Source organism: Hominibacterium faecale (genome assembly GCF_020734085.1).
Taxonomy (GTDB): Bacteria; Bacillota; Clostridia; order Peptostreptococcales; family Anaerovoracaceae; genus Hominibacterium; species Hominibacterium faecale.
Genome location: NZ_JAJAGH010000001.1, coordinates 227,902 through 252,120, shown reverse-complemented (window position 1 = coordinate 252,120; position 24,219 = coordinate 227,902). Strand labels below are relative to the sequence as shown.

The window sequence follows — 24,219 nt, the reverse complement described above, 5'->3', positions numbered from 1 at the left end:
TCTGATGTCTGTTTAGCTGATCTTACTGCAAGATGGGCCCTCTGTCAATCAAAAACACTAGTCAGAAACGATTACATTATAGGGCACCTTTTGATCACCCAGGGTGAACAGCAGCCGATACGTACCCGGAGCCTGGTCTTCCGGAATTTGAACAGACAGCTGTTGTGACCCGAAACCCGTTGTAATCGCTTCATTTCCAGTCACCGTCCACGGGGATGCAAGGGGAACATAATTTTTCTCTTCTTTCTGCTGAACAGCCACCTCAATCTTGAGGCCCCCGCCGCTCTTTTGGTTTTCAACTGAATAATCTGCCTTAAAGGAAAGTTTCGTACCACTGGCTGCTATGCGTTTCTCATCATCAGCAGCCACCTTGATCCCATAAACAGGGTTGGCCTCAACCGTATAGGTTGTGCTTGTTTTGACAAGCGGCGCCGCTGTTTTGCCTGTACTGTGCCCGGTTGAAAATAATTCCGCGTTTATCACTTGGTCCCCCGCCGCAAGGCCAGCCGATGCTGTGGTATCCATAATCACCTCCTGGGCATCATCAGATAGAGGCAGATACACCTTCCCCTGATTGGGATAATAGGTTTTCCCGCTATATTTGAACAACGTCCCCTTGGGGAAAGATTGGCCCGCTGCTGGAGAAAGAACTGCTACCGCATCTCCGCTCAGCCGGGTATCGCTCCCAGCTGAAAACCTCAATGAAAAAGTATGTTCTCCCCTGGATAATCCATTACCGCCGGACAGAGAAATTGCTGCTGATCCTGGATTTATGGTAAAGCTTGCTCCTATGGAGTCCGCGCCGTCTTCCGTTCGCAGCCGCAGGCTATGGTCACCAGTTTTGATTGATTCTTTTGCTGATTCAAAATCGACAATCATTGCAAATGGCGTTGTGCTTAAATTTCCAGTGAGCGTTTGTGTCGTATCCGACCACATAAGTGTATAGTCCTTCAGCTGAATTTTGCTGTCTGTTTCTGCACCGGTCACTTCATAGGTATAAAAGTTTGCAGGTTGAATGAGTGTGATCCGAGTTCCTTCTGGCAGCGAAACCCTGGTCCCACTATTGTCTTGCAATTCCAGCCACAGGCTGGCTACCGCCGTTTGCTGGCGAAGAGTAAATTGGGCAGTGATGGCACTCTTTGCATTGATGCTGACTGAATCAGACGGAGTCAGGCCGTTATACTGCCTCCCGGACTGGACATCGATTTTTGACACCGCCGATTCCTTCCAGTTGACCCTCAGCGTAACATCAAACGTCTCTGCAGGATTAACGCTGCTATCGCTCAAGGTCAGGACGATTTCATCTGCTGTATCTTTACCATGGAAATCCTTCACATTCTTTAATGTAAACAGAACCGGGGCTTCATAACGGCCATCTGTCTCTCCAATTACAGTCGCAGTGCTGAACGCTCCCAGATCCAAGGTTTTATTCTTTATGGACTTCCAAGCCTGGTCCTGTTCCGGCTCCATTTGAATCGCAAAGCTATGATCCGTAATTGTACCATTAACAGGTACCAGACTGCTGCTTCCCTTTGTAACCTTGGTTAAAGAAAATGTATGATCACTTCCTGAGGGAATGAGCAGCTTTCCGGTATAGCTTCCGCCCTGGGTCGCATAAAGATCCACTGTTTGCGAGGTAAGAGCTGTGGCCCTGGTAACGATCTTCACCTTCATTGTGGTCGTTTCCTGCAGCACATTCTTACTATCATAGCGGTTCAGTACCACTTCCACTGTACCGATTTCTTTACTGCTTGTGATCCCCTCATTATCATAGGTCAGATAAAATTGGATCTGAGGCTCTACAAGGGTCTCTTCAATCGAACCCACGCTCGTATTAATGATATTGTTCGGATCAGCCGCATTCATTGAACGCTGCGAAACGACTTTCCCAGCAGCTGCAGTCCCAAATCCGCTGCCGCTTTTCATATATAAGCCAAACGAAGACAGAGGATCATCCTTAATCTTTTTTTGTTCCTTCTCTGTATCGATTGGCGTCGAAGCATTGTTATTCTGATCAGATGTGGTCCAGGCAGACGTTTCGTTTTTTGCGGCCTCTGTGAAGGTAACACCGCTTGGGGCAGTGATACTTTGAATCTTGTAGGAAGAATCTTTCGCTGCCGGCGGAAGATCAATCTCACCGGCCGCTACAGAAAATCCATCCGTACCATACCCGCTGTCACCAGACTGCAGGGTTCTGGCTGTCAGTACGGTCTCCCTCACCGCCTGAACCTGGGTGCCGTTGCGCACCTGCCAGTATCGATAAGTGGTGTCCACGTTCGTAAATGAAATCGTCTTGCCCTCCAAATCAATAAAGCCGCCGTCCGAATCTCCGGTGTTCGGGTTTTGCCGCGCATATGCGTAAGCATCTGCCTTTTCTCCCGCAGCCAGATAGGCGTATCCCTTTACAGGGCCGTAATTTGAATCTGAATAAGCAACGCGGAAAATTGTGCCTGTATTGAGCAGCAATGTATTGGAGCAGCTTGTAATCCCCTCCTCCTTTACGTCCTGCGCCGACCCATCTAAACTCTGAAATTTTGCCAGTTCGATAACCGGAGATTCCAGTACCAGCGTACTGCCGCTCTGGAGTACCAGTCCGGTTCCCAAAGCATCTGTTACCTTATCTTCTCCGTGATCACCAACCCGGTTCAGGGAGTACAGAGCAGTCTGATCCTTATTGGCTGCGTCCGATTGACCGGTCAGCTGTACATGCGAATTGAGCAGCAATACCCGGTCAGCCCGCTGGATCGCTTTTAAGCTGCGGGTCGCTCCGTTTGCGGCCTTTTTTTCATTTTCTGTCCGCACGCCGTAATTTTTCAGGGTGACCAGACGGGTTGAGCCTGCATCACAGGATGCGCCGCTGCCAAAGACCCCGCCCGCTATTGTCATCTGATGCGCATTATTATTTTGCCCCGTATCATAGTTCGTCCCATCAATATATACATGAGAAGTGCCTTTTACGGTGATATCATCGTACCCGGCAGCGCCGCCGCCATAATCGCCGCCGGCATAAACAGATCCGCTGACAGACAAAGTCGATGGTTTTAAATCAGGTTTATCCTCAGGATGTTCCTGATAATACTTACACTCTCCCAGAGCTCCCTCGCCAATATGTAAATGGGTCGAGCCATTGACCGTCCCCTTATATCCGCCTCCGAATACATTGTGGTCTACCGTACCGCCGACCAGGTTCACAAAGACCAAATCCGGCAGCGCTGTTCCCGCGGACACATCAGCACCATCGTTACTCAGCTCGCTGCCGCCATAAAGATTTTTTTGGACCCATCCGCCCGTCATATTGACCGTAGAACGTCCTTCAACCAGTACCTTATTCGTTTCTCCCAGAGCTCCGCCGTAGACCGAACCCTGTATGGTTGCCTGCTTTATATTGACCGTTGTTCCGCCCTTTACAGCGCCTTTCTCGCCGCCTCCGTAAACATTGCCTTCGATTACTGTGTTATTGTTCTCACCGGAAAGCGTAACCTCTGCGGAGCCTGTTACATCTGCAGTCTTGCCGCCGCCATAAACGTTGCCTTTAACCCTGCCCTTTGAAATCACAACCTGAGTCTTACTTCCCACCTTCGCAATCTCACCGCCGCCATAGATGCTGCCCTCAACCGTCCCGCCGGAAAGCGTAACCTTGGCCTCTGCCCCAGTGTCCACTCTGGCGCACTGTTCATAGCCAGTCTTGTTAATTCCCCTGCCGCCGCCATAAATGCTGCCTTTAACCGTGCCTCCCTCTATCGAGATATCAGCCTTTCCGCCCAAATAGGCATTTTTTGTGGTATCATATTTTTTATCCGATGCAGGCTCGAACCCACTTCCGCTGGCATAGATATTGCCCGTAACTACAGCATTGTCTGCAATGGTGATCGTCGCTGTTCCAAGCATGCTCCCAAACAGATCTTGAGATTCAGTAAATGATTTGCCGCTATCTGGGGCGACGATCGCTCCATCACCGCCCTGGCCCGCTGCAAAGACATCCCCTACCGTACCGCCGCTAATCTTAATGTCTACCTTACCGTCTTTCGTAACAAAAGCAGCCGATCCGCCGCCATAAATGTTTTTTGCGTTCCCGCCGTAAACTTCAATGGACAGATGGCCGGTATAGGTAGGAATACTTTGATTCCGACCCGTTCCCGCACCCAGGACATTGTTGACCGTTCCTCCTGAAATGCGGATGGCTGTATTACCCTGGAAATCGGACGGCGCAGCATTAAACCCCTGATTACCTCCAACCAGGGTCCCTACCTTCCCTCCAGCTACCGTAATCTCTGCCTCTGCATTTATTACCTGTCCGCTGGCATTGCCTGTAATAATGGTGTCTACCTCAGCCGTTCCGGATATTGTGATCTTTGCGGGCAGGTTCTGTGCATCAAGGCTTGGGTTACTTCTCACATAACCGGCAATTCTTGTTGTTTTTCCGCTCCTGACTACAATCTCCCCGACCTTCTTATTAAGAATCTCATTATTTCCAGCTCCATACAAATAGAAGTATCTTGCTCCGTTAATCCCTTCTATGTTCCCGTAATTATTTACCCCTTCCCCGATTGTTATGTTATGCCCCTGCCCGTATATATGTTCGATCCCGGTTGCTTTCATCTTTTGCAGGCACAGGTCATCGTCCAGATTAACAAAGGATTCCGTCTGATCCGTTGTCCATTTCTGACTTAACTCAGCATCCTTCCCAGGATCGCCCTCTATGGTTACCGGAACGGATTTATCCCTTGCAAATAATGTTATCTCCCTGCCAGTACCCAGACTATACTTTCCCTGGATTAGGATTTTATTATTCTCAACCGTCCCCCCATCGGCCGCTTTGGTCAGCTTACCAGCCGCCGCATCCAGAGTGTTAACCGGCTGGTCTTTTGTTCCATCATTGGTATCGACTCCAGTGCTCTGATTTACATAGACCGTCTTTTGTGAAACGGCAGCAGCCGCAGGGGATGACTTGACCGAAGATTTGGCAGCAGCCGCAGCTTTCTTTGGCTCTATGGGCTCCTTTGTCTCATCCCTGTCAGCAGACCGCCATACGGACTTCAGGGCAACCGTAGTTTTTTCACCTACTGGAAAAGCTGCACCTGCCTTTTGGGCAGCCACAGAATCATCAGCGCCTTTTTCCTGCCAGCCGGCAAAGGTATCCCCATCCCCTGCTTCCTGCTTGTGAAGCGCCGCGATTTCCGGAGGACATTCGGGCAGGAGGACCGCACCGTCTGATACCGGCAGCTGCAGCCGGACCGTATCATCCATGGTAATCAGAACGGTATGATCCTCTGCATAAACCTGCCTGCCTGCCATTCCCAGTGTGAACAGAAGCAGGCACACGGTCAGCAGTGCCACTAAAATGTCTGCCTTTTTCTTCTTTTGCATAACGGATATTTGATCTATCTTCATTCTCATGCCTCTCCCTCCGCCTCATCCATAAGATCAGGTTGCCTTCGCTGTCATATCAATTTCATTCTCAAAGGGTACCAGTTCTTTTTTTAAGTTTTGCTTCGTTTCCTTTTTCAGCAGTACCAGTGAAAAAACACCTTTTTCTGTTACCGTGAACTGATAGCTGTCCCCTGGCTTTGTTACCCGGCTGTCGGTGGCATCGGGAACAACATTTTCGGGAAGTTTCAACGTAATTGCCTGCGTTCCTTCTTTTGTGCAGGTCATCGTTAATACCGCAGCCGTGCTGCCTGCTGTATCATCCACCTGATATTGATTGCCCCCGGTCAATTGGAAGCTTGCTTTCAGTTCTTTTTTGTAAGGTGCCGTACTGGCAGCTGTCACCTCCACCCGATCCTTTCCTGAATCAGGTGTAATGGTGATGGAATTTGTAGTTTTCTGGCTCCCTATCAGTTTGCCTGTTTGTGGATCATTTACTGTTCCACCGGTTACCGTGACCTCGTATGTAATGTCTTTCTCCGTGATCCGCTTTGAATCCGCAAAATTGTGCAGTTCAATGGTAAAGCTTCCCGTCTGAGGGTCAATATACCGGATCGGCGCCTTTTCCCCTGTCTTTACCTCTTCCAGTAAATCGCTGGTGAAATAGAAGTCTGCCGCACCTGCCAGCTGGGAGCCGCTGTCCCAGGTCAACACGTATCTGGCTCCCGCAATACCGGCCAGAACGAGGATCGCGGCCAGGCAAATGAGAAGTGGTCGTTTCAGTTTGTCTTGTATTTTAAAGCATTTTTTCACGCTGCACCTCTTTTCATGCCCCGGGCGTTTTCTGCACGGCCTCTACGTTCAGATATACCGAGTCGATCTCGGCGCTATACTCAGCACTGTTTTTATCAGACGGCCATTGAACCGTCAGCGTATAGGAATGGGTTTCTTTTGCAGCTGCCGGCAGCTTGCCGCCGCTCCAGGTGGCTTTTTCGGATGGCGAGGCCGCTGGAGAATCAAGTCCGCCAGAATCTGCCTGTAAGGAATACGTTAAAGGCAGGTTTCCTGTTGTCTCAATGGAAATCGTGTATTCCATGGCTGTTTCGCTGATTGCAGAGCCTTCGTAATTGACAACTGAAAATGGCAGCGTTTTCTTCTGTCCCGGCTGCAGGCCGGCAAGGGCTAACTCGCTGGTCAGATCCAGACTCTTCACGCCATCTTGATCTTTCACATGAAAGACAACCGAGGCCGCACGGGCTTTTTCTCCGGCAGTATCGGAGCTGACATATTTGGCCAGGGTCCCGGAAAGCGCCCACAAGGAAATCAAACACAGGCAAAACAAAACAGCGGCCGTTTTCCATGCCATATTTTTTTGCTTGTTCTGCCTCTGTTCCATGCCGGCGGTCTCCTTTCCTTATTTCTGATCTCTGTCCTTTTCCTGCTTTAAACGTTCGATTTCATTTCGGATGCGCTGCTGCTGCTGATCTGCGCAGGCTTTCTCCCGGCGATAGGACCATTCGATGAGCGCGATTGCGGCAATGAGAATTCCAAAAATCGCCGCCGGAGTCTGCAGTGCGCTGACAAGTCGTCCTGCCCAGGGTATATGTCCAATCACCGTACCTTTGACCTGCGACCGGTCAACTGGCGGGTCGGCTGCCTGGTTGGCATCGCCTTTGGTTCGTACGGTATTCTCATCCAGAGCGATGATCCTGTGAACCACCAGCTGGGCCCGATCCTGATACACAATGATGTTCCCTGCTTTCAGGTCGCCGGTCTTACGGACAAAAATCAGGTCATCGGTGGAGAGGGCAGGCTCCATGCTTCCTGACAATACGACTGCCGCTCCGTACCCGAAAGGCATCGGCAGGGAGTTTCCCGCCAGACGGTGCGCGTTAAAATAATATACGTTCAAACCGATGATCAGGGCGGCGACTGCCAGCAGGCAGAGCCTCCCGATCCCGATTCGTTTATGATTTCTTTTGGCCTTCAGAATTTGTCTCCTCCTTCTTTTTGTCCCGTTTGATCAGGACCAGCACAATTACCAGGAGGGCAGCCGCTGCCAGAAGGATATATGGCAGGTAACTGCGGTCGCCGGTCTTTGCCGGGCCTCCTTTGCCTTTTTCTTGAGTCGCATCCGTTCCGCCGCCAGAGCTGATTTTCTGACGGTCTTTCTCTGTCTGCGCAGGGTTTTTGTCCTGCTCCGGCTGGCTGCTTTCATCCGGTACTGGTGTTGTTGGCTGCTGGGGGATCGTCTCTGTCGGTTCTGTCGGCGGCAGCGGATCCGGCGTGGGCGTGGCGACGGTCTTAAGCCTGACGGACAGAATAAGCTCTTGTTTCAGTGCCGTATTTCCCAATTGGGTATCGTAAGTGTCGTCGCCGGAATCAAAGGGCCACCGCCATTGCAGTGTGTATTCGTCCGCCTGGTTCACATCCAGGGTGGTTTTTCCTTCCGCCTCATTTATCTCCTTTAAGGAAACCCATTGATCGGGACCGCCGATCAGGTAGTCTCCGTCTTGCGTCCTCAATCGGATTTCCAGGGGAACCTCCGTTGTGGCCGGCTCTATCTTTGGCTCTGCGGTCACGGTATAGTCCATTGAAATGTCTTCCACGTTTCTTATTTGAAAGGTATGGTCTTTTATCATGCCGGGAGCGATGAGTTCTTCACCGTTTTCTCCCGCAGCCACGATTTGCCTTTCACCGTTTTTGCCGGATATGCGCAAAAGCTCCATATCGGTCACGTTTTTGGAGCCGTCTGAATTTGTGAGCGCGATTGTCTCCCGCTCCGCCGGGATGTGGTCAGCCAGACGGTCAGCCAAAGCCGCCGCACTGGACAACAGAGAAATGATCAGCAGTGCGATTACGATCATGAATCCTCTGCGCTTGTTTTTCTTTTCCTGAGTTCGCAGCTCAGCGCCGGATTGTCGTTTCATCGACAGCTACCTCCCTTTTCTTTATTCTCTGGCCAGACTTTTACTTTTTCGAAAACCCCTGGTTTTGCGGATTTTCGAAAAAGCAAAAGAGAACTCTGCCGGACCGGCCACGGCAGGCCGGCGGAGTTCCTTATGTATAAAAGCTTCCTTTGAAAACGTTAGTCGATCTGGGTTACAGACAGCTCGACGTTGAAGGCCAGCTTTGTGCTGTAGTCAGCATCAGCCACTGCCTGATAGGTTACAGCACCTGCATCCTGCTTAACCACCTTACTATTTGTATTCATAAGATGGCCGAGAATTGTATCGGCGGCATCGTTGTTAGCAGCATCAGTACCAATCGGCCATTCCCAGGTGATGGTGCAGCTATTATCCAGAGCTACGCCTGCATTATTAGATGTCGAACCAAATACGGTTTTAATTGATGTCAAAAGCTCGGTTCCCTTCTTGATATTTTCAACTGCATTTCCTGTTTTCGGTGTAACTTTCCAGTTAATAGGATAATAGTCATTTACGACTGCAGCTTCATCAACCAGTTTATAATAAGTTGTGTCCGCATTAAAGGAACCATTAGTTGCTTTTGTATATGTGCCACTACTTTCAACATAATAGTCAGTCACATTAGCCGCTGTTACGCCGTTCGCTTCCGCCATCACCCCATAAGTACCCTCTTTCAGAAAAATGTCACTATTGGTCTTGTCTTTGGGTACCGCGGCAGCGACCGTATTGGCTACTTCCGGTGTGCCGGAAATGCTCAGGATCAGGCCCTTGGTGTTTTTCGTGCCTGGGGCTACTACATTGTCTGTGCCGGAGACGTTTGTGGAAGTGGCAGCAATCTCATCTCCGTCAGTTACTGCTGTATTGCTGTTATAGGCCTTTCCAAACAGCGAACCGCTGGCCTGGGCAGTTACACCCCACTTGGCGACCTTGGCCGTATCGCTGGTCGTGTCGCCGGACACATATTTGGCAAACGTCCCGCTGATCATGCAGGCCGTCAGCAGAGTGAGCACCAGCAGACAGGATGCCAGCCGCATTGCTTTGTTCTTTTTCATTGCATATTACTCCTTTCCTTCATCTTTTTGATCCGCGCCCTGTGCAGCAATTTTTGCGCACAGCCGCCCGGTAATGCGCCGCTGATAAAACATATAATTTCTTATACCATAAAACGCGGCTTTTATTCCATTCAATCTCCATCGTGGCATGGGGACAGACATGACAGTAAATGGTCAGCTCTTCCTGCCGGATGCCCTGTTCTCAGGGCCGGATTTCCCAGGAGGCGGACTGCTTTTTTCTTCTCTCAGCGCCTGCAGCTCCGCCAGCAGTGCATCGGTATCCTGCGCTTTTTTCTTTTCATATCTCCTGCGGCGGATAAAGTCGTATCCAATCAGCAGAATCAGAGGCAAAATCACGCAAACGATGAGTCCCGGTACAGTTTGTAAAAACATCGCCGCGTTTCCGGCCCCGGGGATCCGTTTCACATAGGTGCCCACCAGGTTTTCTGCGGGAACCAGCTCTGCATCAGCCGTATTGTTGGCATCGCCCCGGGTTCGGAAGGACAGCGCTCCATCCTTTTTCACAACCTTGACTACCCGGTGCGTGACTACGCTGCTGCCGTTTCCCGCCGGATCGAAGAAGGCGATCACGTCGCCTTTTTTCACGGTCTGCGCATCTGTCGTGCGGCAGATAATCAGGTCGCCGCTGTGGATCTGCGGATACATGGAGTCCGTCATTACGATCATGGGCAGATATCCGCCCACGCTCGGCACCTCTTCATCATGGATGTAGCTTTTGACAATTAGTGTAATGTTGATCGCAAGCACAGGTATCAGAATAATGCACAGCACAACACCGACCACCGTAAGCGCACGATGCCTTGTACCCTTCGCTGGTACTTGCCGCTGTTTGTTCGTAGACATAAAGCTAAAATCAGTCCCTTCTTTTTCACATTGTCCCAATCAGGCGATCCAAAGCCTGAAAACCGCCGCTCTTTTTTATTGGAAGTATACGATGTACGGGTTTCCTGTCCTTACCAAATATACGATAAAATCAAGAAAACAGCGGTATTCTGCTTAGCTTCCCCGCTGTTTCCCTCGTAGTGATTAATTTGCGCTGTCTTATCGCATAAAATGAGGTCGATATCTATTCTCAGCCGCCTTTACGCAGGCAAGATTTTGATACGCTCCGTTTCGGGTTACCACATAATCGAAATTATGTGGTAACCGGTACCGACATCACTTTTAATCGAAAAAATAAATAATTACATAAATAAGAAATTGATGGATATGATTGGATTTTCCCTGATAGAAACTAAGAACTTTACACGTTTAAAGCGATTTTTACGGCGAGCCATTGACAAATGTATAGGATGGTTTTATACTAAAACTACTTAATTCTGTCTGGGCTTTAAGAGTACCGCCACATAATTTCGATTATGTGGTTTTTTGGTTGGGTCACGGGTTCATACAGGCAAGTTTTAATTGTTCAATTTGTGAACGGTGTTCACTACCTGTAGATACCATATAGACGCGGGTCGTATCTATGCTGCTATGCCCCAGGATATCGGCTAATCTGGCGATGTCTCTGTGCATGGCGTAGTAGCAGCGCGCAAAAAGGTGGCGCAGATTGTGGGGAAACACCTTTTTCACCGAAACCCCTGCCTCTTCGCACAATCCTTTCATTTCTTTCCAGATATTGCTTCGATCCAGTGGTTTTCCCGTTCTGGTAACAAAGATACTCCCTGTGGTAATTCCCCGTTTCTTTCTGTATTTTTTCAGTGCCTTACAGAGCTTTCCCGGGAGAAAAACGATACGGTTCTTTCCTTTATTATCTACAGCCGCTTTTCCCTGTTCAATCGCTTCTGCTGTGACAAACTTTAGTTCTCCAACCCGGATTCCGGTAGCGCAGATGGTTTGCAGCAGCAGAAAAAGCCGCTCATTTCTTCTGTTTTCCGCTGTTTTGAGCAGCCTCATATATTCTGCTTTTGTCAGTTCTTTTTGCTCGTCCTGAAAAATCCGCTTCTGAATTTTCAGTTGTTTGACACAGCATTCCTGCAGCTTTAAGTATTGCAAAAATCCATTGATTGCGACTAACATTGAGTTAATACTTGCCGGTGCATACGCTGCTTTCAGCTTTTCCTTGTAGGAAATAACCAAATTCTTTGTAATTTCCTGCCCACCAGTAAAGAGCAGAAAAGCGCGGATATCTCTGGTATATTTTTCGATTGTTGACGAGCTTCGCTCTTCTTCCTCTAAAAAAACCACATACTCTTTCAACTGCTCATGGCCTATCATTTCCTTCATTTTTATCACCCCATTTCGTTAATATTATTATGGCTTCGTAACAGATTCCTTAACCGTTTTTTGTTCGCTTTCGGCCCTACGGCGTCTGCAATTTCAACAATTTGACCGTTTTCTCAACAGGATTGTCCTTTGGCCGGTATATTGGTATGTTATACCGGTACTTTGTTCTATCGTATTTTGTCGAATCCCCTTACCATAAGATTGAAGGGAGGGATAACATGACATTGCAAGATAATTTTTCCAACAGTGTGAAGATCGCTTATAAAAACAGCAACAAGACGCTGGCTGAGTTTTCAAATGAAATTGGCATCTCACGGACTACGTTGCAGGACATACTGAAAGGAAACAGCAGCTCAAGAATTGATACAGTTGAAGTAGTCGCTGACGGACTTAATACGGATCCGCTGGCACTGCTCTCTAATCCCTACGGAGAAAATGAACTCGCGTTTCTACTGTCTTTATTCCAATTAAGTGATGCAGCATCAGCGCTTGCTGACGATGAAAAAGAAGAGCTCGCTGCCCACTGTCATGCTATGATTCGTATTCTAATTGGTCCTGGTAAAGGGGAGAAATAAAAGTTAGCTTGGCACTGTTTAAGCGTGCCGGGCGGACCCTTTCTCATTCATCAAAAGCAAAAAACCCGCCAAACGCTTGAAACACTGCGTTATGGCGGGTTTTTACGTGGTGCTCCCGACACGAATCGAACGTGCGACGCACGGCTTCGGAAACCGACGCTCTATCCCCTGAGCTACGGGAGCCTGTTCAGCAGACTATATGAATAATCTGCACTGTAGATTATTATACACAAAAACAAGCCAAATGTACACTAAAAATTTTGTGCAGCTTGCAAATTTTCTTATGGTTCTATATACTTTACCTCAAAGACAACCGATTACCCAAGGAGGATACCATTGAAAAAGTATTTTGATCTACTGAGCCGTCTGGGGATGGATGAGGCGAAAGTCATCGACGCCAGGACTGTAAAAACTGCGGCCTGGACGCGCTACCGCTGCCAATATGGATGTGATTGCTACGGCACCAACCTGTGCTGTCCGCCTTATACGCCGGACTATGACCGCACGCAGAAGATGCTGGATGCATTTAACAAAGGCATTCTCTTTACCTCGCGCCTTGGAGATATCAAGCAGGCTGCCGTTGCTTTATCCCGAGAACTCTTTTTAGACGGTTATTATAAAACCATTGCGTTCGGCTCCGGCCCCTGCATGCTCTGCAGCACCTGTTCCTTGAACAGATGCCGCTTTCCTAAAAAAACAATTCCTTCGATGGAAGGCTGCGGCATCGATGTTTTCGCAACTGTACGGGCCAATGGCTATGAAATCGACGTGGTAACCGAAAAGGGCGCGGACGGACGGTATTTCGGTCTGGTCCTATTTGAATAGGGAATTCCTATGGAATACGCCAGCCCTCAGCGAACCCTGAAAGTACACAGGTTGCAAGGTATAAGATGCTCAACAGGACTCGCATCGTATACTCTTTTCACCATCCACGAGCTGGTGGTTGAAAAGCGACACGCTGAGGGTGACGATCATTGCTATATTTCTCGCAGCCGTTCTACCAGACTCTGCCCCTTGAACTTTCGGATCATAAAGAGCGCAATCAGGCATGGAACCAGTACCACGACCCCAATGTAAATCAAACTATATGCCAAAGGAAATTGGTAAACCATATAATCAACGCCCATGTACCCGAACAGCCTGCAGACACCGTAGCCCAAAAGAGATCCGAAGAGCAGGGAAATGATCACGTTGCCCACAGCCAGCACCAAGCCTTCTCCTATTACCAGCGTTTTGATCTGCCCTCTTGTCATACCGATGGACTGAAGCATAGCCAGTTCGGTTCGCTGGGACATGAAATTGGTAATCAACGTATTGATAAGATTGATCATGCTGAACAGTACGATAAAGAGTACCATAACGAGGATAGCCAAGATCATCTGGTTGGCGCTGGCCTCATATTCAACCCTGTGGGTTCTCAGCGCCGTCATGATCAGGTTTGGATTCTGTTCCATCAGCCGGTCCAGAGAAGCCTCCACCTTGTTTGTAGACTCCGGGTCTGTCGAAACAATCCACGTATCAGTCAGATCCACCCCAGGAACCTGCCTTTCCACCTCTTCATCGGGGAGCAGGAACCAGCCGTTTAAAAAGCCATCTTTATAATTATCGATCGTCCCTGCCACCTGGTAGGTCTTGGTCTTCTCTTTGCCATCCCAATAGTGAAGTGTTACCTCATCCCCGATTTCAAATCTCCAGCCGAAAATCTCTTCTGCCTGGTCATTGCCGCGAATGAGAATCTTATCATTTTTCAACATATCATCATAATCCAAAGCGCCGGACTCAAGGCATTTTTTGATCTCAGGTACTTCGTCTCTTGTAAACAACGACACGGTATCAGCAGCCTTGCTTTGATCCTGATAATCGTATTCAATCTCCGCGCCCGGAAAAGAGTGAATCTTCTTAACGCCCGGAATGTCGTTCACCTGATCATAAAGCTGATCGCTGAAGGGCTTTTGCAGCTTGATTTCCATTTCACCATGCTTGGCGGTTTCCGAAGCATTGCCGGAGATCTCGATCACAAATTCTCCGGCCTCAAACGGCCCCTGGCGCACAAATTTTTCTTTATCCATAGACACGGCAAAGGTAACGGCGCCGATAAAGAGTATGCCTCCAATGCCCAGTGAAAGCATGGTTACAAAAGTCTTTTTGCGGTTTCTGGCGCTATTCATTTTGGCCAGGGTAAAGGGGGTGATTTTTCTCTGCAGTTTTTTCGTCTGCGCTTTCCCACCTTCTCCCTGGTAAGCCGAGTAGTTGGCAGCCTCGATGGGTGATATCATGGACGCCATTTTCGCCGGCTTGAGGACCGATAGCAAAACGGTTATCAGAATAATGGCTATAACGATCAATGCCATTACCACCGTATTGGTCAGCGAAAAGCCTCCCGGTCTGGCGGCATAAGAGAAGATTCCTCCCAGCGCCAATCCGATGGGCAGAGACCGCAGGGCCAGGATAAAGCCTTCCCGCCTGACAAGCTTTCGGATTTGCTTTCTGGTCATGCCCAGTGTCCGCAGCTGTCCATACTGCCTTGTCTTGCCGGTTACGGAGATATAGAAGATACTGTAGATAACCATAATTCCGGCTGCCAGGATAATGATTCCCACAATGGCAATGGTCACCATTTCCGGATCGAACTTACCGGCTGGCAGGGTACCAACAAAATGGTTATTTTCATTCACCTGGCTTCTGGGAATCTCCGCCTTCTTTGCCGCATCCCGAATCACGTTTAAAAATTGATCCTGGGTCATGGACTTGGCGCCTGCCACCTTTGCCAGCACGTCGTAGTTTACATCCTTTAAGGTACTCCCCTTTTCCGCATAAGCCCTGGAATGGCGGATCTGATAAATATTTGTATTCTTTACGTCTTTGGTAAAGCCTGAAACAACACACACTTCTGTTTTACCGGAAAGGAGCGGCACCTCAATCTTTGTCCCCACTTCGGCCTTCTTTCCAATTTTTTTCATGTAGCCTTTCGATACTAAAACCTCGTTCTTTTTTTCCGGCAGTTTTCCTTCTGTCAGTTCTGTTGTTTTGATTTTCGTTGAAGCGCCGTCAAAATATACATGGGAAATAATATAGTCATCCATTTCCATGCGTTCGCCCATCTTATCATAGGTCATATAGGAAAACCGGTCGTCCTTTTGCAGATTTTTGATCTGATCTTTGGTTACACCCATGTACATGACATCCTGGGCGTATTCCAGCTGGCGCTGCAGATCCAGTTTTACGGTTCCGGGAAACAAGCCCATTACCAGCAGCAAGCTGGCGGCGATAACGATGGTAATCATGGTGAAGAGATTTCCCATCTTTTTCGATTTCAGGTCGGATTTAGCCAGACGGTTGATCACCTTTTTATTTTGCGTCTCATACATGCCGGCCACCTACCTTCTGACGATCTTTCCGTCTTCAATGCGAACGATGCGGTCAGCCGTCTGGGCGATTTCTTCATTATGGGTAATCATCACCATGGTCTGTTCGAACTCGCGGCTGGTGGTCTTGAGCAGACTGATCACATCCTGGCTTGTGGCACTGTCCAGGTTTCCCGTCGGCTCATCGGCGAGGATGATCGCCGGCTTTGTCGCCAGGGCCCGCGCGATCGCCACTCTCTGCTGCTGTCCGCCGGAAAGCTGATTGGGCATCTGGGTCTTTTTTTCCGTCAGGCCCAGAATGTGTATGATATGGTCCACATATCCCCGCTCTGCTCTGTGTCCATCCAGTTCCATGGGCAGCACAATGTTTTCATATACATTTAAAATCGGCACCAGGTTATAGTTCTGAAACACAAACCCGATATTCCTTCTTCTGAAAATAGTCAGTTCATCATCTTTCATGGAAAAAATATCGTGATCATTGATGTATACCTTCCCTTCCGTGGCCCGATCCAGTCCGCCCATCATGTGCAGCAGCGTACTCTTGCCGCTTCCGGATGTTCCCACGATGGCTACAAATTCTCCCTGCTTCACTTCCAGATTCACGCCGTCCAGCGCTTTTACAAGGCTTGCTCCCTTGCCATAATATTTTTTTAAGTTTACTGTTTTTAATACAGACATCTTTTTGCCCCTCCTCGTTTATTATGGCTATAGTCTAATGGATAATAGTAACCAGACTCTCTCGGAAAAGTAACAGTTTTGATATTTTTCAGGCAAAGGCCGGAATAAAAACGCTGAAGCAGCTGCCTTTTTCCGGCTCAGAGCTCACTTTTATATATCCCCTCTGGGCGCTTATCATTTCCCGGGCAAGATAGAGTCCCAGGCCCAGACCTTCGTCAGCGGCGGCGTCCGCGCCCCGGTAGAATCTTTCAAAGATCTTAGGAATGTCCTCTTCCGTGATACCCCGTCCCGTATCGGAAATATCAATCCTTGCAAACATTTCGTAGATGGTTACCGAAAGCTTGATGCTGCCTCCAATGGGAGTATACTTAATCCCGTTATCAACAATATTTCCCACCGCTTCCCTGAGCCACTTGCTGTCAAAAACAGCGGCGGCATCCTGGGGACATTCCAGCAGAATCTCCTGATTTTTCCCTTGCGCCTTATCATAATAGTCGCCGATAACCTGAAGGAGAAAATCGCGCAGCTGCCCCTCCCTGACGTCACATCGTATAATGCCGTTTTCCAATCGGGACATTTCCACCAGCCTGCGGATTAAAAACTGCAGTTTTTCTGACTGACTGGCCAGCTTTTCAATCAGCTCTCGGTTTTCAAGGGATCTTTCCGCAATCAGCTGGCTATAAAGGAGAATGTTGGCGATGGGTGTTTTCGTTTGATGGGAAATATCCGCCAGCAGCGTTTCAATTTGGTTTTTCTGTACTTTAGCATCTTGGAAGGCTTTATCCCGCATAGCCACAAATCTTGCCAGCTTAACCGCAAAGGCCGCAAGTTCGGTTTCTTCATTGACCATGGGCAGCGGGCTGCCGGCAATCGCCTGATCCAGAAGTTTATTGCATTGATCAAAAATCAACAGCACACCTTGTTTGAGATGCAGCACAAACAAAACCGCCGTCAAGGCCAGGAGCGCCAGAGCGGCGGGTACGATAAACCGAATGTAGATGTCCAGGAAACAAACTGCTGTGAGCCCTGCGCAGATTAAAATGAAAACAGCGCCATAAATTCCATAAACCTTATAAAACCATTTATTACTGATTTGCCTTTGTTCATTCATCTTCTTGCTCCCATCTGTATCCGATCCCATAGATGCTTTTGATCTGCCTGGTGCCCAGCTTGTCCCGCAGCCGCTTTATGGTCACTGTCAGCGCATGGTCGTCCACATATTCGGTCCCCCATACCCGATCCAAAAGCAGTTCTTTGGATAAAACCTGTCCCTGGTTGACCACCAGCAGCTTGAGCAATTTTTGTTCCGTCCTGCTGAGGATGACCGGTTGTCCGTCTCTTGAAAAATTCATATTGTAAAAATCCAAATTCAGGCCGCCGCTGCGGAAAAGAGCACTCTGCTCCGCAGTCTGCTTATCTCCTCGGCGCCGCAGCACGGAGTTGACCCTGGCCCGCAGGATCATCAGGCTGAAAGGCTTGGTAATATAATCATCTCCGCCCAGCTCCAGTCCGCGGACGATGTCCAGCTCCATATCGTTGGCCGTGAGAAAAATAATCGGCAGGTCCGTCTGCCGCCTGAGTTCTTTACAAAATTCAAATCCATTGCCGTCGGGCAGGTTCACATCCAGGAGAATCAAATCCGGCAGCTGCGCCTTTATGATTTCTCTGGCTTGTTTGAGGGTTTCCGCCCGCTGCAGATGAACGTCCGGTCCCTCCAGGGTCATGGCAATTCCTTCATTGAGAGTGGGATCATCCTCGATTATTAAAATTCGGTTCATAGTTTTTTCCTCCGTGGTTGTGGTAACGTTCATCCATACCCCGCCAGAACCCCTGGCTATTTGCACAAGACTCCCGGCCAGGCACGCTTCTAAAAACGGGGGCCGCTTGCGCCGCGCCCCCGTCAGACCAATCACCTTATTTGCGAAGCTCCGACATATAGCTGATGGGCACCTCGCCCTGATCGCTCATCAGCTCCAGTAATGCTGCCACATCGCCCTTGCTTCCGCCTTTGTTCAGCTCCTTTATCTGTCCCAAAAGCCCGCCCAGCAGACTTGTGTTTTCGTATTTCATATTGTAAACTTCACATTCTTCAAGGCCATACTGGGTCTTTATGTCGGAAACAGCTTCATCCAGCGTTCCGATCTGATCAATGAGCCCGTTGGACAACGCCTGTTTTGCCGTGTAAATTCTGCCGTCAGCCAGTTTTTTCACCTGACTTACGTCCATATGCCTTCCCTCGGCAACAATTCCTACAAACTGCTCATAAGCTTCGTCAACCAGAGATTGAAAAATTTCTTTTTGTTCCTTTGTCATTGGATCGACATAACTCCCCATGGCCTTGTTTTTTCCCGATGTGATGGTTACCGTTTTGATCCCATATTTCTGCAAAAACTCAGAAACGTCGAAAAGTGTGCCGATGGTCACACCGATAGAGCCGGTCCAACAGTTGCGGTTGGCAATAATCTTGTCTGCAGGCGCGGAAAGATAGTAGCCTCCGGAAGCCGCCATGGACCCCATTGCTGAATAAACTGGCCTTCCTGTCTGTTGATATTCTTTTACTTTGAGATAAATCTCATCCGTTTCGTAAACTCCACCGCCCGGCGTATTGACATAAAGAATCAGCCCTTTATTGTTGGGATTGCCGATTGCGTCGTCCAGCCGATTGAGAACCCACTGATGATTATAGGTGTTCTCACTGTACAGTGAATCGCTGCTTTCGCCGCTGATAGTTCCGTTAATATGCAGCACGCTGATATGGTCATCGCTGATCTTGGCGTACTGGCTGTCGGAATTTCGCTCCATCCGGCTGCAGGACACGCCCAAAAGGACCATGGCCAGCAGAATACAGCCAAAGATGATCAGCGGCTTTTTCAGCGATTTTTTCCGGCCCCCGGGTCCCCCAGGTCCACCGCTGCATGCCTCCGGCGGAATTCCAGATCCGCCCGCTCCTCCGGAACCTGCTTCCTCCCCTGGTTTTATATTCCCATCTGCCGCCTGATCAAGTTCCCCGCCTTCTTCAAAAACTGGAAGTGCCGTCTCTTCCTCTTGCGGCTGGCTGCCTGTTTCACCGGATGGCGGCGCGGGCTCAGAGACCTGCTGCCCCATTTGATAATAGCGGACCCCATTGCTATCGGGGGCGCTGATCACGGGTTTTTTGCTTCCATTCATGTATGTTTCCCCTTTCTCTGCGGCGCAGCCGCTTTTCTGATGTGTTTACTATACCATTTTTTCAGCGGCTCGTAAAGATTCCTCTTGACAGTGTACTATGCGAGATAGTACACTTAATATACTAAAAGAATGGGGGTTCTTGCCGTATGTTTCAACTGGACCTAAAAAGCCGTAAATCCATTTACGAGCAGGTGGTTGACAACTTAAAAGAGATGATTATTTCCGGCGTTTTGAAGAGCGGAGAAAAATTGCCTTCTGTTCGGGAGCTGTCCCGAATGCTGACTGTGAATCCAAACACCGTTCAAAAGGCATACCGGGAACTGGAACGGCAGGGCTATGTCTATACTTCATCCGGGCTGGGTACATTTGCCGCTGACCAGGCGAATGCCAACGCTGATCCCAAGAAAGTGGCTGAAGTCATGGATCGGATCCGCAATGAAGTCGCAGAGCTCTTTTATCTGGGTGTCACCCCGCCAGAAATTCGACGTCTCTTTGAAGAAGTATTGAATGAGAAGGAGGGCTGGAAATGATCAAGGTCGAAAAGGTCAATAAAAGTTTTGATAGTTTTCAGGCTTTAAAAAATTTAGACATAACGATAAAAAAGGGTTCCATTTATGGACTTGTTGGAACCAATGGAGCAGGAAAAACAACAATTATTAAACATATTACCGGAGTGCTGCGGCCCGACAGCGGACGAATCACCATTGCCGGACAGCCTGTTTACGACAATCTGGCCATTAAGGAAAGAGTAGGATATATTCCCGATGATCTTTATTTTTTATCTTGCTATAATTTGACCGATCTGGCCAACTTTTTCCGCGGTCTCTATCCGACCTGGGATCAGAGCCAGTTCGACGCTACCATTATGCGCTTTAAACTGGATTTGCGCAGGAAACTGTCTCAATTTTCCAAGGGCATGCAGAAGCAGGCTGCCTTTGCGCTGGTCATGGCAGCTCATCCGGATTATTTGATTTTGGATGAACCCATTGACGGTCTGGATCCGATTGTGCGCAAGCTGGTCTGGCAGTTAGTCATGGATGATGTGGCAGACAGAGAAATGACTGTACTAGTTTCGTCTCATAATCTTAGGGAAATGGAGGGCGTTTGTGACTGTATCGGTATTTTATCAGCTGGCTCCATGGTCATTGAGCGTGATTTGGATGACCTAAAGTCCGACGTGCATAAGATTCAGATTGCTTACCGCCAGCCAATGGAGAATCCATACCAAGGCCTTAACATCCTGCATCAGGAAAGGCGCGGCTCCGTGGATTTGCTCATTGTCCGAGAGAAAAAAGAAAAGGTAGAAAGTCAGATTCGGTCCACCCACCCGGCTATTTTTGACATGCTGCCCCTCACACTGGAAGAAATTTTTATTTATGAACTGGGAGGCGCAGAAAATGAAGACATCTTATTTTAGCTTATCCGCACCTATGATTAAAGAAAATTTCCGCAGGTTCTGGGCACTGCCGGTAGTTGCGTTTCTAGCCTATCTAGTAGCTGGTATTGTCCCGATTCTGGCTAACTATAAACATGAAGGCCGTCTTGCAGGCTTTATAAATCCGCTGCTGAATCAGGCCTATCCGTTTTACGCAGCACTCAGCCTGTTGGTGCCGGTTATTGCCGCTAGTTTGGTATTCCGCTATTTGTACAGCCGCAGTTCGGCAACAATCATGCATGCGCTTCCATTTACCAGGAATCGGCTGTTCAATACCAATGTGCTTTCCGGTCTTTTGTTCAGCACGCTTCCTGTCATATTGACCGGAATAGTCCTGCTTTTTTTGGCCAAGCCTGTGTATTTTTCCAAAACCACTTCGTATATGCAGGAATTGGGCAGCATAAATGAAAGCGCTATTTTATCCCATATGAACGTGTTCTCCCACCATTTGGTTTTGTGCTGGATCGGTCAGACACTGCTGACAGTCCTATGTGTGTATGCCATTTCTGTTTTTGCCGCAGTGCTCAGCGGAAGCGGCATCATTCAGTTTTTTACGGCGATCGGGTTTAATTTTCTAGCTACGACTTTTATGACCATGTTGACCTATTATTTCAGCGCATTTCTCTTCGGTTACGTTACGGGAGATAGCATGCAAGCTTTGATCACCAGTCTTTCACCGTTTACTGGTTTGACAAACCCATCGGTTGTAACCCCGTCGACGCCGTTGATCATGGTTTACCTGGCCGGCAGTCTGATTTTGCTTAGCCTTTCATCCCTCTTCTATCAAAAGCGTAAATTGGAGCGAACCCAGAAAGCATTTGTTTTCAGGGGGATGGACACAGCAGCCTGTTTTCTGCTGACCTTCTTTGGTATGACGCTGGCCGGATTGGTTCTATTCTCCAGCCAGAGTGCCAAATGGATCACCTATGCCGGATTTGCCGGCGGCGGTCTGGTAGCATTTCTCATCAGCCGAATGGTGGTAAAAAAGTCGCTGCACATTTTCGATCTTGCCGCATTAAAAGCCTTTGCCGCTTACGCAGCAGTCGCCATCCTCTTTTTGTGCGTTTTGATTTTTGATTGGACTGGGTATGAAAATCGTATTCCCGATACTGCTTTGGTCTCCAAGGTTGCGGTGGACGATGCTTCTCTTCGGGAAAGCGATCCCCGTTTTGATCCCTCTTACTTTAAAGGAGGCCGCAAAACAGCACAGGAAATTTATCAAACGCCTGGAAACATTCAGGCGATCGCCGCCCTGCACCGGGACATTCTTTCCGCTTATTCGCAAAAAATGCCGACCGCAGAAGACGGGCTGGTCTTTGGAGTTCATTATTACAAAGACGGAGTGGATTTACAGCGAAGCTATCTAGTAGATGAATCGTTCTTCTGCAGCAATGCTTCCTATAAAAAAATCTATGAATCCAGCGAATATAAAAATTTGTATCTGGCAAGCAATCTAAAACGGCTGAACAAGGGTGAGCTGAGCGTCTATTCTTCTTTTAGCTATGAGGATATCCAGATTAACGAACATGAGCGCAAGTCCTTTTTAAAATGCTTAGATGCGGATTTTCTTGATCGCACCTATGAAGAACAGTTGGATAAAAAGCGCCCCTGTGCCAGCGTCTGTCTCACCTTCAAGACCTTGGTACCGGGCAATGGCTATACGGTTGATGGGGTCAATCTCAATCTGCTGGACACCGATACCCGCACATTGAAGTGGCTGGATGAGCATAAGTCGCTGCGCTCCCTGCAGCCGACTGCAGATGATGTAAAGGAAATTCAAGTGTATGTATGCGATCCGTCCAAACGGAAAAAGGCATTGGAGGAATTATCTATGTTAGAGCCCAAATATTCATCTTACTTTAAAAAGGCAGCAGTTTTAAAAGATCCAAAGCAGATTCAAACGGTTTTGGATACTTGCGAGGTGAATCCGGACATCTTTATTTGTGAGATCACCTTTAAGAAGAATACGGTCTTTGACGGCGAAGAAGTCACCTTTTATTACAGCTTGGAAAGCGCGCCTTCCTTTCTGAAGGAATTGATAAACTAGGGGAATATTATGGTATATGATCGGATTATAATAGGCGGCGGAGCGGCCGGTCTCTACTTTGCCGCTTTCAGCCCGGCGGGCAGAGGGCTTATTCTTGAAAGAACCCAATCACCCGGACAGAAGCTGCTTCTTTCAGGAAGCGGCCAATGTAATCTTACCCACGGCGGCAGCATCAAAGACTTTATCGGCCACTATGGTCCGGGCGGCACAAAAATCCGTCCTGCCCTTTACAAAGCCAGCAATTTATCCTTGATGAAGTTTTTTGCGGACCGGGGACTGGCGCTTGTCGAGCGGGAGGACGGAAAAATTTTTCCCAAGTCTATGGATGCAGCGCAGGTGCTGGATCTGCTTTTGGCCCAGGCAAGGGAAAAGGGCTGGAGTCTGCGGACGAGTTGTCCCGTGACATCTCTGGCCGCGGAGAATGATGGAACGTTTCTCATCAACGGCCATTTGCGGGCCAAGCAGGTTATCGTGGCCTCCGGGGGCTGCTCTTATCCGGCGACCGGGTCGGACGGCAGCATGCTCCCTCTTTTGCAGGGGCTGGGCCTGAGCATAATCAAGCCCAAACCAGCGCTGGTGCCAGTGACGGTACAGCAGTATCCTTACAGCGATCTTGCGGGCATTTCCTTTGCGCAAGCGATCGTAAGGATCGATGATCACAGCCTGACAGGCGGCCTGCTGTTTACCCACAACAGCTTTTCCGGGCCGGCAGTACTCAATTTATCCCGTTATGTCCGGCCGGGAGGCAGGCTGAAAATCAGCTATCTTCCCCGGGCAGATCTGCCGGATGCGTCCGGGGATCGCAGGAAAGCCGGCACGTTTATCGCAGATAGTTTCCAAATTCCCAAGCGCTTTGCAGAAGTTCTCCTTTTCAGGGCAGGGGCCGATCCGGCGGCCAGGGCGGCTTCGTTGCCAATTTCCCAGCTGCGCCGGGTGACTGCTCTGCTGAGGGAGGATCTCTTTTCCATCAGCGGTACATCCGGGTTCGGATCGGCTATGGCCACCAGCGGCGGTGTCAGCCTGACAGAAGTGGATACAAAAACTTTTGAAAGCAAACAATATCCCGGACTGTTTCTCATCGGGGAAGTGCTGGACATTGATGGGGATACCGGCGGCTACAATTTGCAGTTCGCTTTTTCCAGCGGTTACGGGGCCGCAATGTGTGTGTTGTGATTTAATATCGTGTGTGTTGTGTTTTTTGTTGTAAGTGTGTGTTGTGAACATAAAGGAAAGGGGCTGATCGCATCCAGTGATGTGATCAGCCCCTTTGTCGCATAAGTTTGTAAGGCCTCGAAACGACTTTTCCCATTTTATCGCTGGCAGCCATAAACACTCTTTCCAGCGATCATTCCCGG

The 24,219-nt window shown here is 48.9% G+C and carries 19 protein-coding genes and 1 tRNA gene; 6 read left to right on the top strand and 14 right to left on the bottom strand.

Annotation, left to right across the window (positions count from 1 at the left end; translation table 11 throughout):
* Positions 1–57: 57 nt before the first annotated feature.
* The 8 genes from LG211_RS01120 to LG211_RS01085 all read right to left on the bottom strand — a co-directional run bounded on the left by LG211_RS01120 (position 58) and on the right by LG211_RS01085 (position 11,593).
* Positions 58–5,397 (bottom strand): hypothetical protein, encoded by a 5,340-nt coding sequence (locus LG211_RS01120; protein WP_269476894.1) that lies wholly within the window; start codon positions 5,395–5,397, stop codon positions 58–60.
* 27 nt (positions 5,398–5,424) lie between these two features.
* On the bottom strand, positions 5,425–6,180 hold the full coding sequence (locus LG211_RS01115; protein ID WP_227754791.1) for a hypothetical protein: 756 nt from the start codon (positions 6,178–6,180) through the stop codon (positions 5,425–5,427).
* A gap of 13 nt (positions 6,181–6,193) precedes the next feature.
* On the bottom strand, positions 6,194–6,763 hold the full coding sequence (locus tag LG211_RS01110) for a hypothetical protein (RefSeq protein ID WP_148395536.1): 570 nt from the start codon (positions 6,761–6,763) through the stop codon (positions 6,194–6,196).
* A gap of 18 nt (positions 6,764–6,781) precedes the next feature.
* Positions 6,782–7,228: a signal peptidase I gene (locus LG211_RS01105; RefSeq protein WP_269476893.1), complete on the bottom strand. Its 447-nt coding sequence runs from the start codon at positions 7,226–7,228 to the stop codon at positions 6,782–6,784.
* A 106-nt stretch (positions 7,229–7,334) separates the two neighbouring features.
* Positions 7,335–8,297, bottom strand: a complete 963-nt coding sequence (locus LG211_RS01100) for a hypothetical protein (protein ID WP_269476892.1) — start codon at positions 8,295–8,297, stop codon at positions 7,335–7,337.
* A 158-nt stretch (positions 8,298–8,455) separates the two neighbouring features.
* Positions 8,456–9,346, bottom strand: a complete 891-nt coding sequence (locus tag LG211_RS01095; protein ID WP_269476891.1) for a hypothetical protein — start codon at positions 9,344–9,346, stop codon at positions 8,456–8,458.
* Positions 9,347–9,520: 174 nt separating this feature from the next.
* On the bottom strand, positions 9,521–10,210 hold the full coding sequence (locus tag LG211_RS01090) for a signal peptidase I (RefSeq protein WP_227754796.1): 690 nt from the start codon (positions 10,208–10,210) through the stop codon (positions 9,521–9,523).
* Positions 10,211–10,744: 534 nt separating this feature from the next.
* Complete coding sequence (locus LG211_RS01085) at positions 10,745–11,593, bottom strand: tyrosine-type recombinase/integrase (RefSeq protein ID WP_148395531.1); 849 nt, start codon at positions 11,591–11,593, stop codon at positions 10,745–10,747.
* 218 nt (positions 11,594–11,811) lie between these two features.
* Between LG211_RS01085 and LG211_RS01080 the strand changes: the two genes are divergently transcribed.
* Positions 11,812–12,168 (top strand): helix-turn-helix domain-containing protein, encoded by a 357-nt coding sequence (locus LG211_RS01080; protein ID WP_227754797.1) that lies wholly within the window; start codon positions 11,812–11,814, stop codon positions 12,166–12,168.
* Between the two features lie 107 nt (positions 12,169–12,275).
* Here LG211_RS01080 and LG211_RS01075 read toward each other — a convergent pair.
* Positions 12,276–12,351 (bottom strand) — tRNA-Arg (locus LG211_RS01075).
* A gap of 153 nt (positions 12,352–12,504) precedes the next feature.
* Between LG211_RS01075 and LG211_RS01070 the strand changes: the two genes are divergently transcribed.
* The gene (locus LG211_RS01070) at positions 12,505–12,993 is read left to right on the top strand and encodes a DUF2284 domain-containing protein (protein WP_269476890.1); all 489 of its coding nucleotides are present in this window, start codon (positions 12,505–12,507) and stop codon (positions 12,991–12,993) included.
* A 152-nt stretch (positions 12,994–13,145) separates the two neighbouring features.
* On the opposite strand, the gene LG211_RS01065 is transcribed toward LG211_RS01070, so the two are convergent.
* The 5 genes from LG211_RS01065 to sppA all read right to left on the bottom strand — a co-directional run bounded on the left by LG211_RS01065 (position 13,146) and on the right by sppA (position 19,382).
* Complete coding sequence (locus LG211_RS01065) at positions 13,146–15,536, bottom strand: ABC transporter permease (RefSeq protein ID WP_269476889.1); 2,391 nt, start codon at positions 15,534–15,536, stop codon at positions 13,146–13,148.
* A gap of 9 nt (positions 15,537–15,545) precedes the next feature.
* Positions 15,546–16,214, bottom strand: coding sequence for an ABC transporter ATP-binding protein (locus tag LG211_RS01060; protein WP_148395528.1), 669 nt, complete (start codon positions 16,212–16,214; stop codon positions 15,546–15,548).
* 88 nt (positions 16,215–16,302) lie between these two features.
* Entirely contained in the window at positions 16,303–17,325 is a 1,023-nt protein-coding gene (locus LG211_RS01055; protein ID WP_269476888.1) for a sensor histidine kinase, read from the bottom strand.
* A complete protein-coding gene (locus LG211_RS01050) occupies positions 17,318–17,992 on the bottom strand; it encodes a response regulator transcription factor (RefSeq protein WP_269476887.1) in 675 nt (224 codons plus the stop codon). Before LG211_RS01050 ends, LG211_RS01055 begins: the two co-directional genes overlap by 8 nt.
* Positions 17,993–18,128: 136 nt before the next feature.
* Positions 18,129–19,382, bottom strand: coding sequence for a signal peptide peptidase SppA (gene sppA, locus LG211_RS01045; protein WP_269476886.1), 1,254 nt, complete (start codon positions 19,380–19,382; stop codon positions 18,129–18,131).
* A 146-nt stretch (positions 19,383–19,528) separates the two neighbouring features.
* Between sppA and LG211_RS01040 the strand changes: the two genes are divergently transcribed.
* Genes LG211_RS01040 through LG211_RS01025 form a run of 4 tightly spaced genes read left to right on the top strand, consistent with a single transcriptional unit; the run spans position 19,529 to position 24,037 of the window.
* Positions 19,529–19,912: a GntR family transcriptional regulator gene (locus LG211_RS01040; RefSeq protein ID WP_148395524.1), complete on the top strand. Its 384-nt coding sequence runs from the start codon at positions 19,529–19,531 to the stop codon at positions 19,910–19,912.
* Positions 19,909–20,799: an ABC transporter ATP-binding protein gene (locus LG211_RS01035; protein WP_148395523.1), complete on the top strand. Its 891-nt coding sequence runs from the start codon at positions 19,909–19,911 to the stop codon at positions 20,797–20,799. Before LG211_RS01040 ends, LG211_RS01035 begins: the two co-directional genes overlap by 4 nt.
* Complete coding sequence (locus LG211_RS01030) at positions 20,780–22,864, top strand: hypothetical protein (RefSeq protein WP_269476885.1); 2,085 nt, start codon at positions 20,780–20,782, stop codon at positions 22,862–22,864. Before LG211_RS01035 ends, LG211_RS01030 begins: the two co-directional genes overlap by 20 nt.
* Positions 22,865–22,873: 9 nt before the next feature.
* Positions 22,874–24,037 carry a BaiN/RdsA family NAD(P)/FAD-dependent oxidoreductase gene (locus LG211_RS01025; protein ID WP_269476884.1) on the top strand — a complete coding sequence of 388 codons (1,164 nt, stop codon included), beginning with the start codon at positions 22,874–22,876 and terminating at the stop codon, positions 24,035–24,037.
* Positions 24,038–24,219 lie beyond the last annotated feature (182 nt).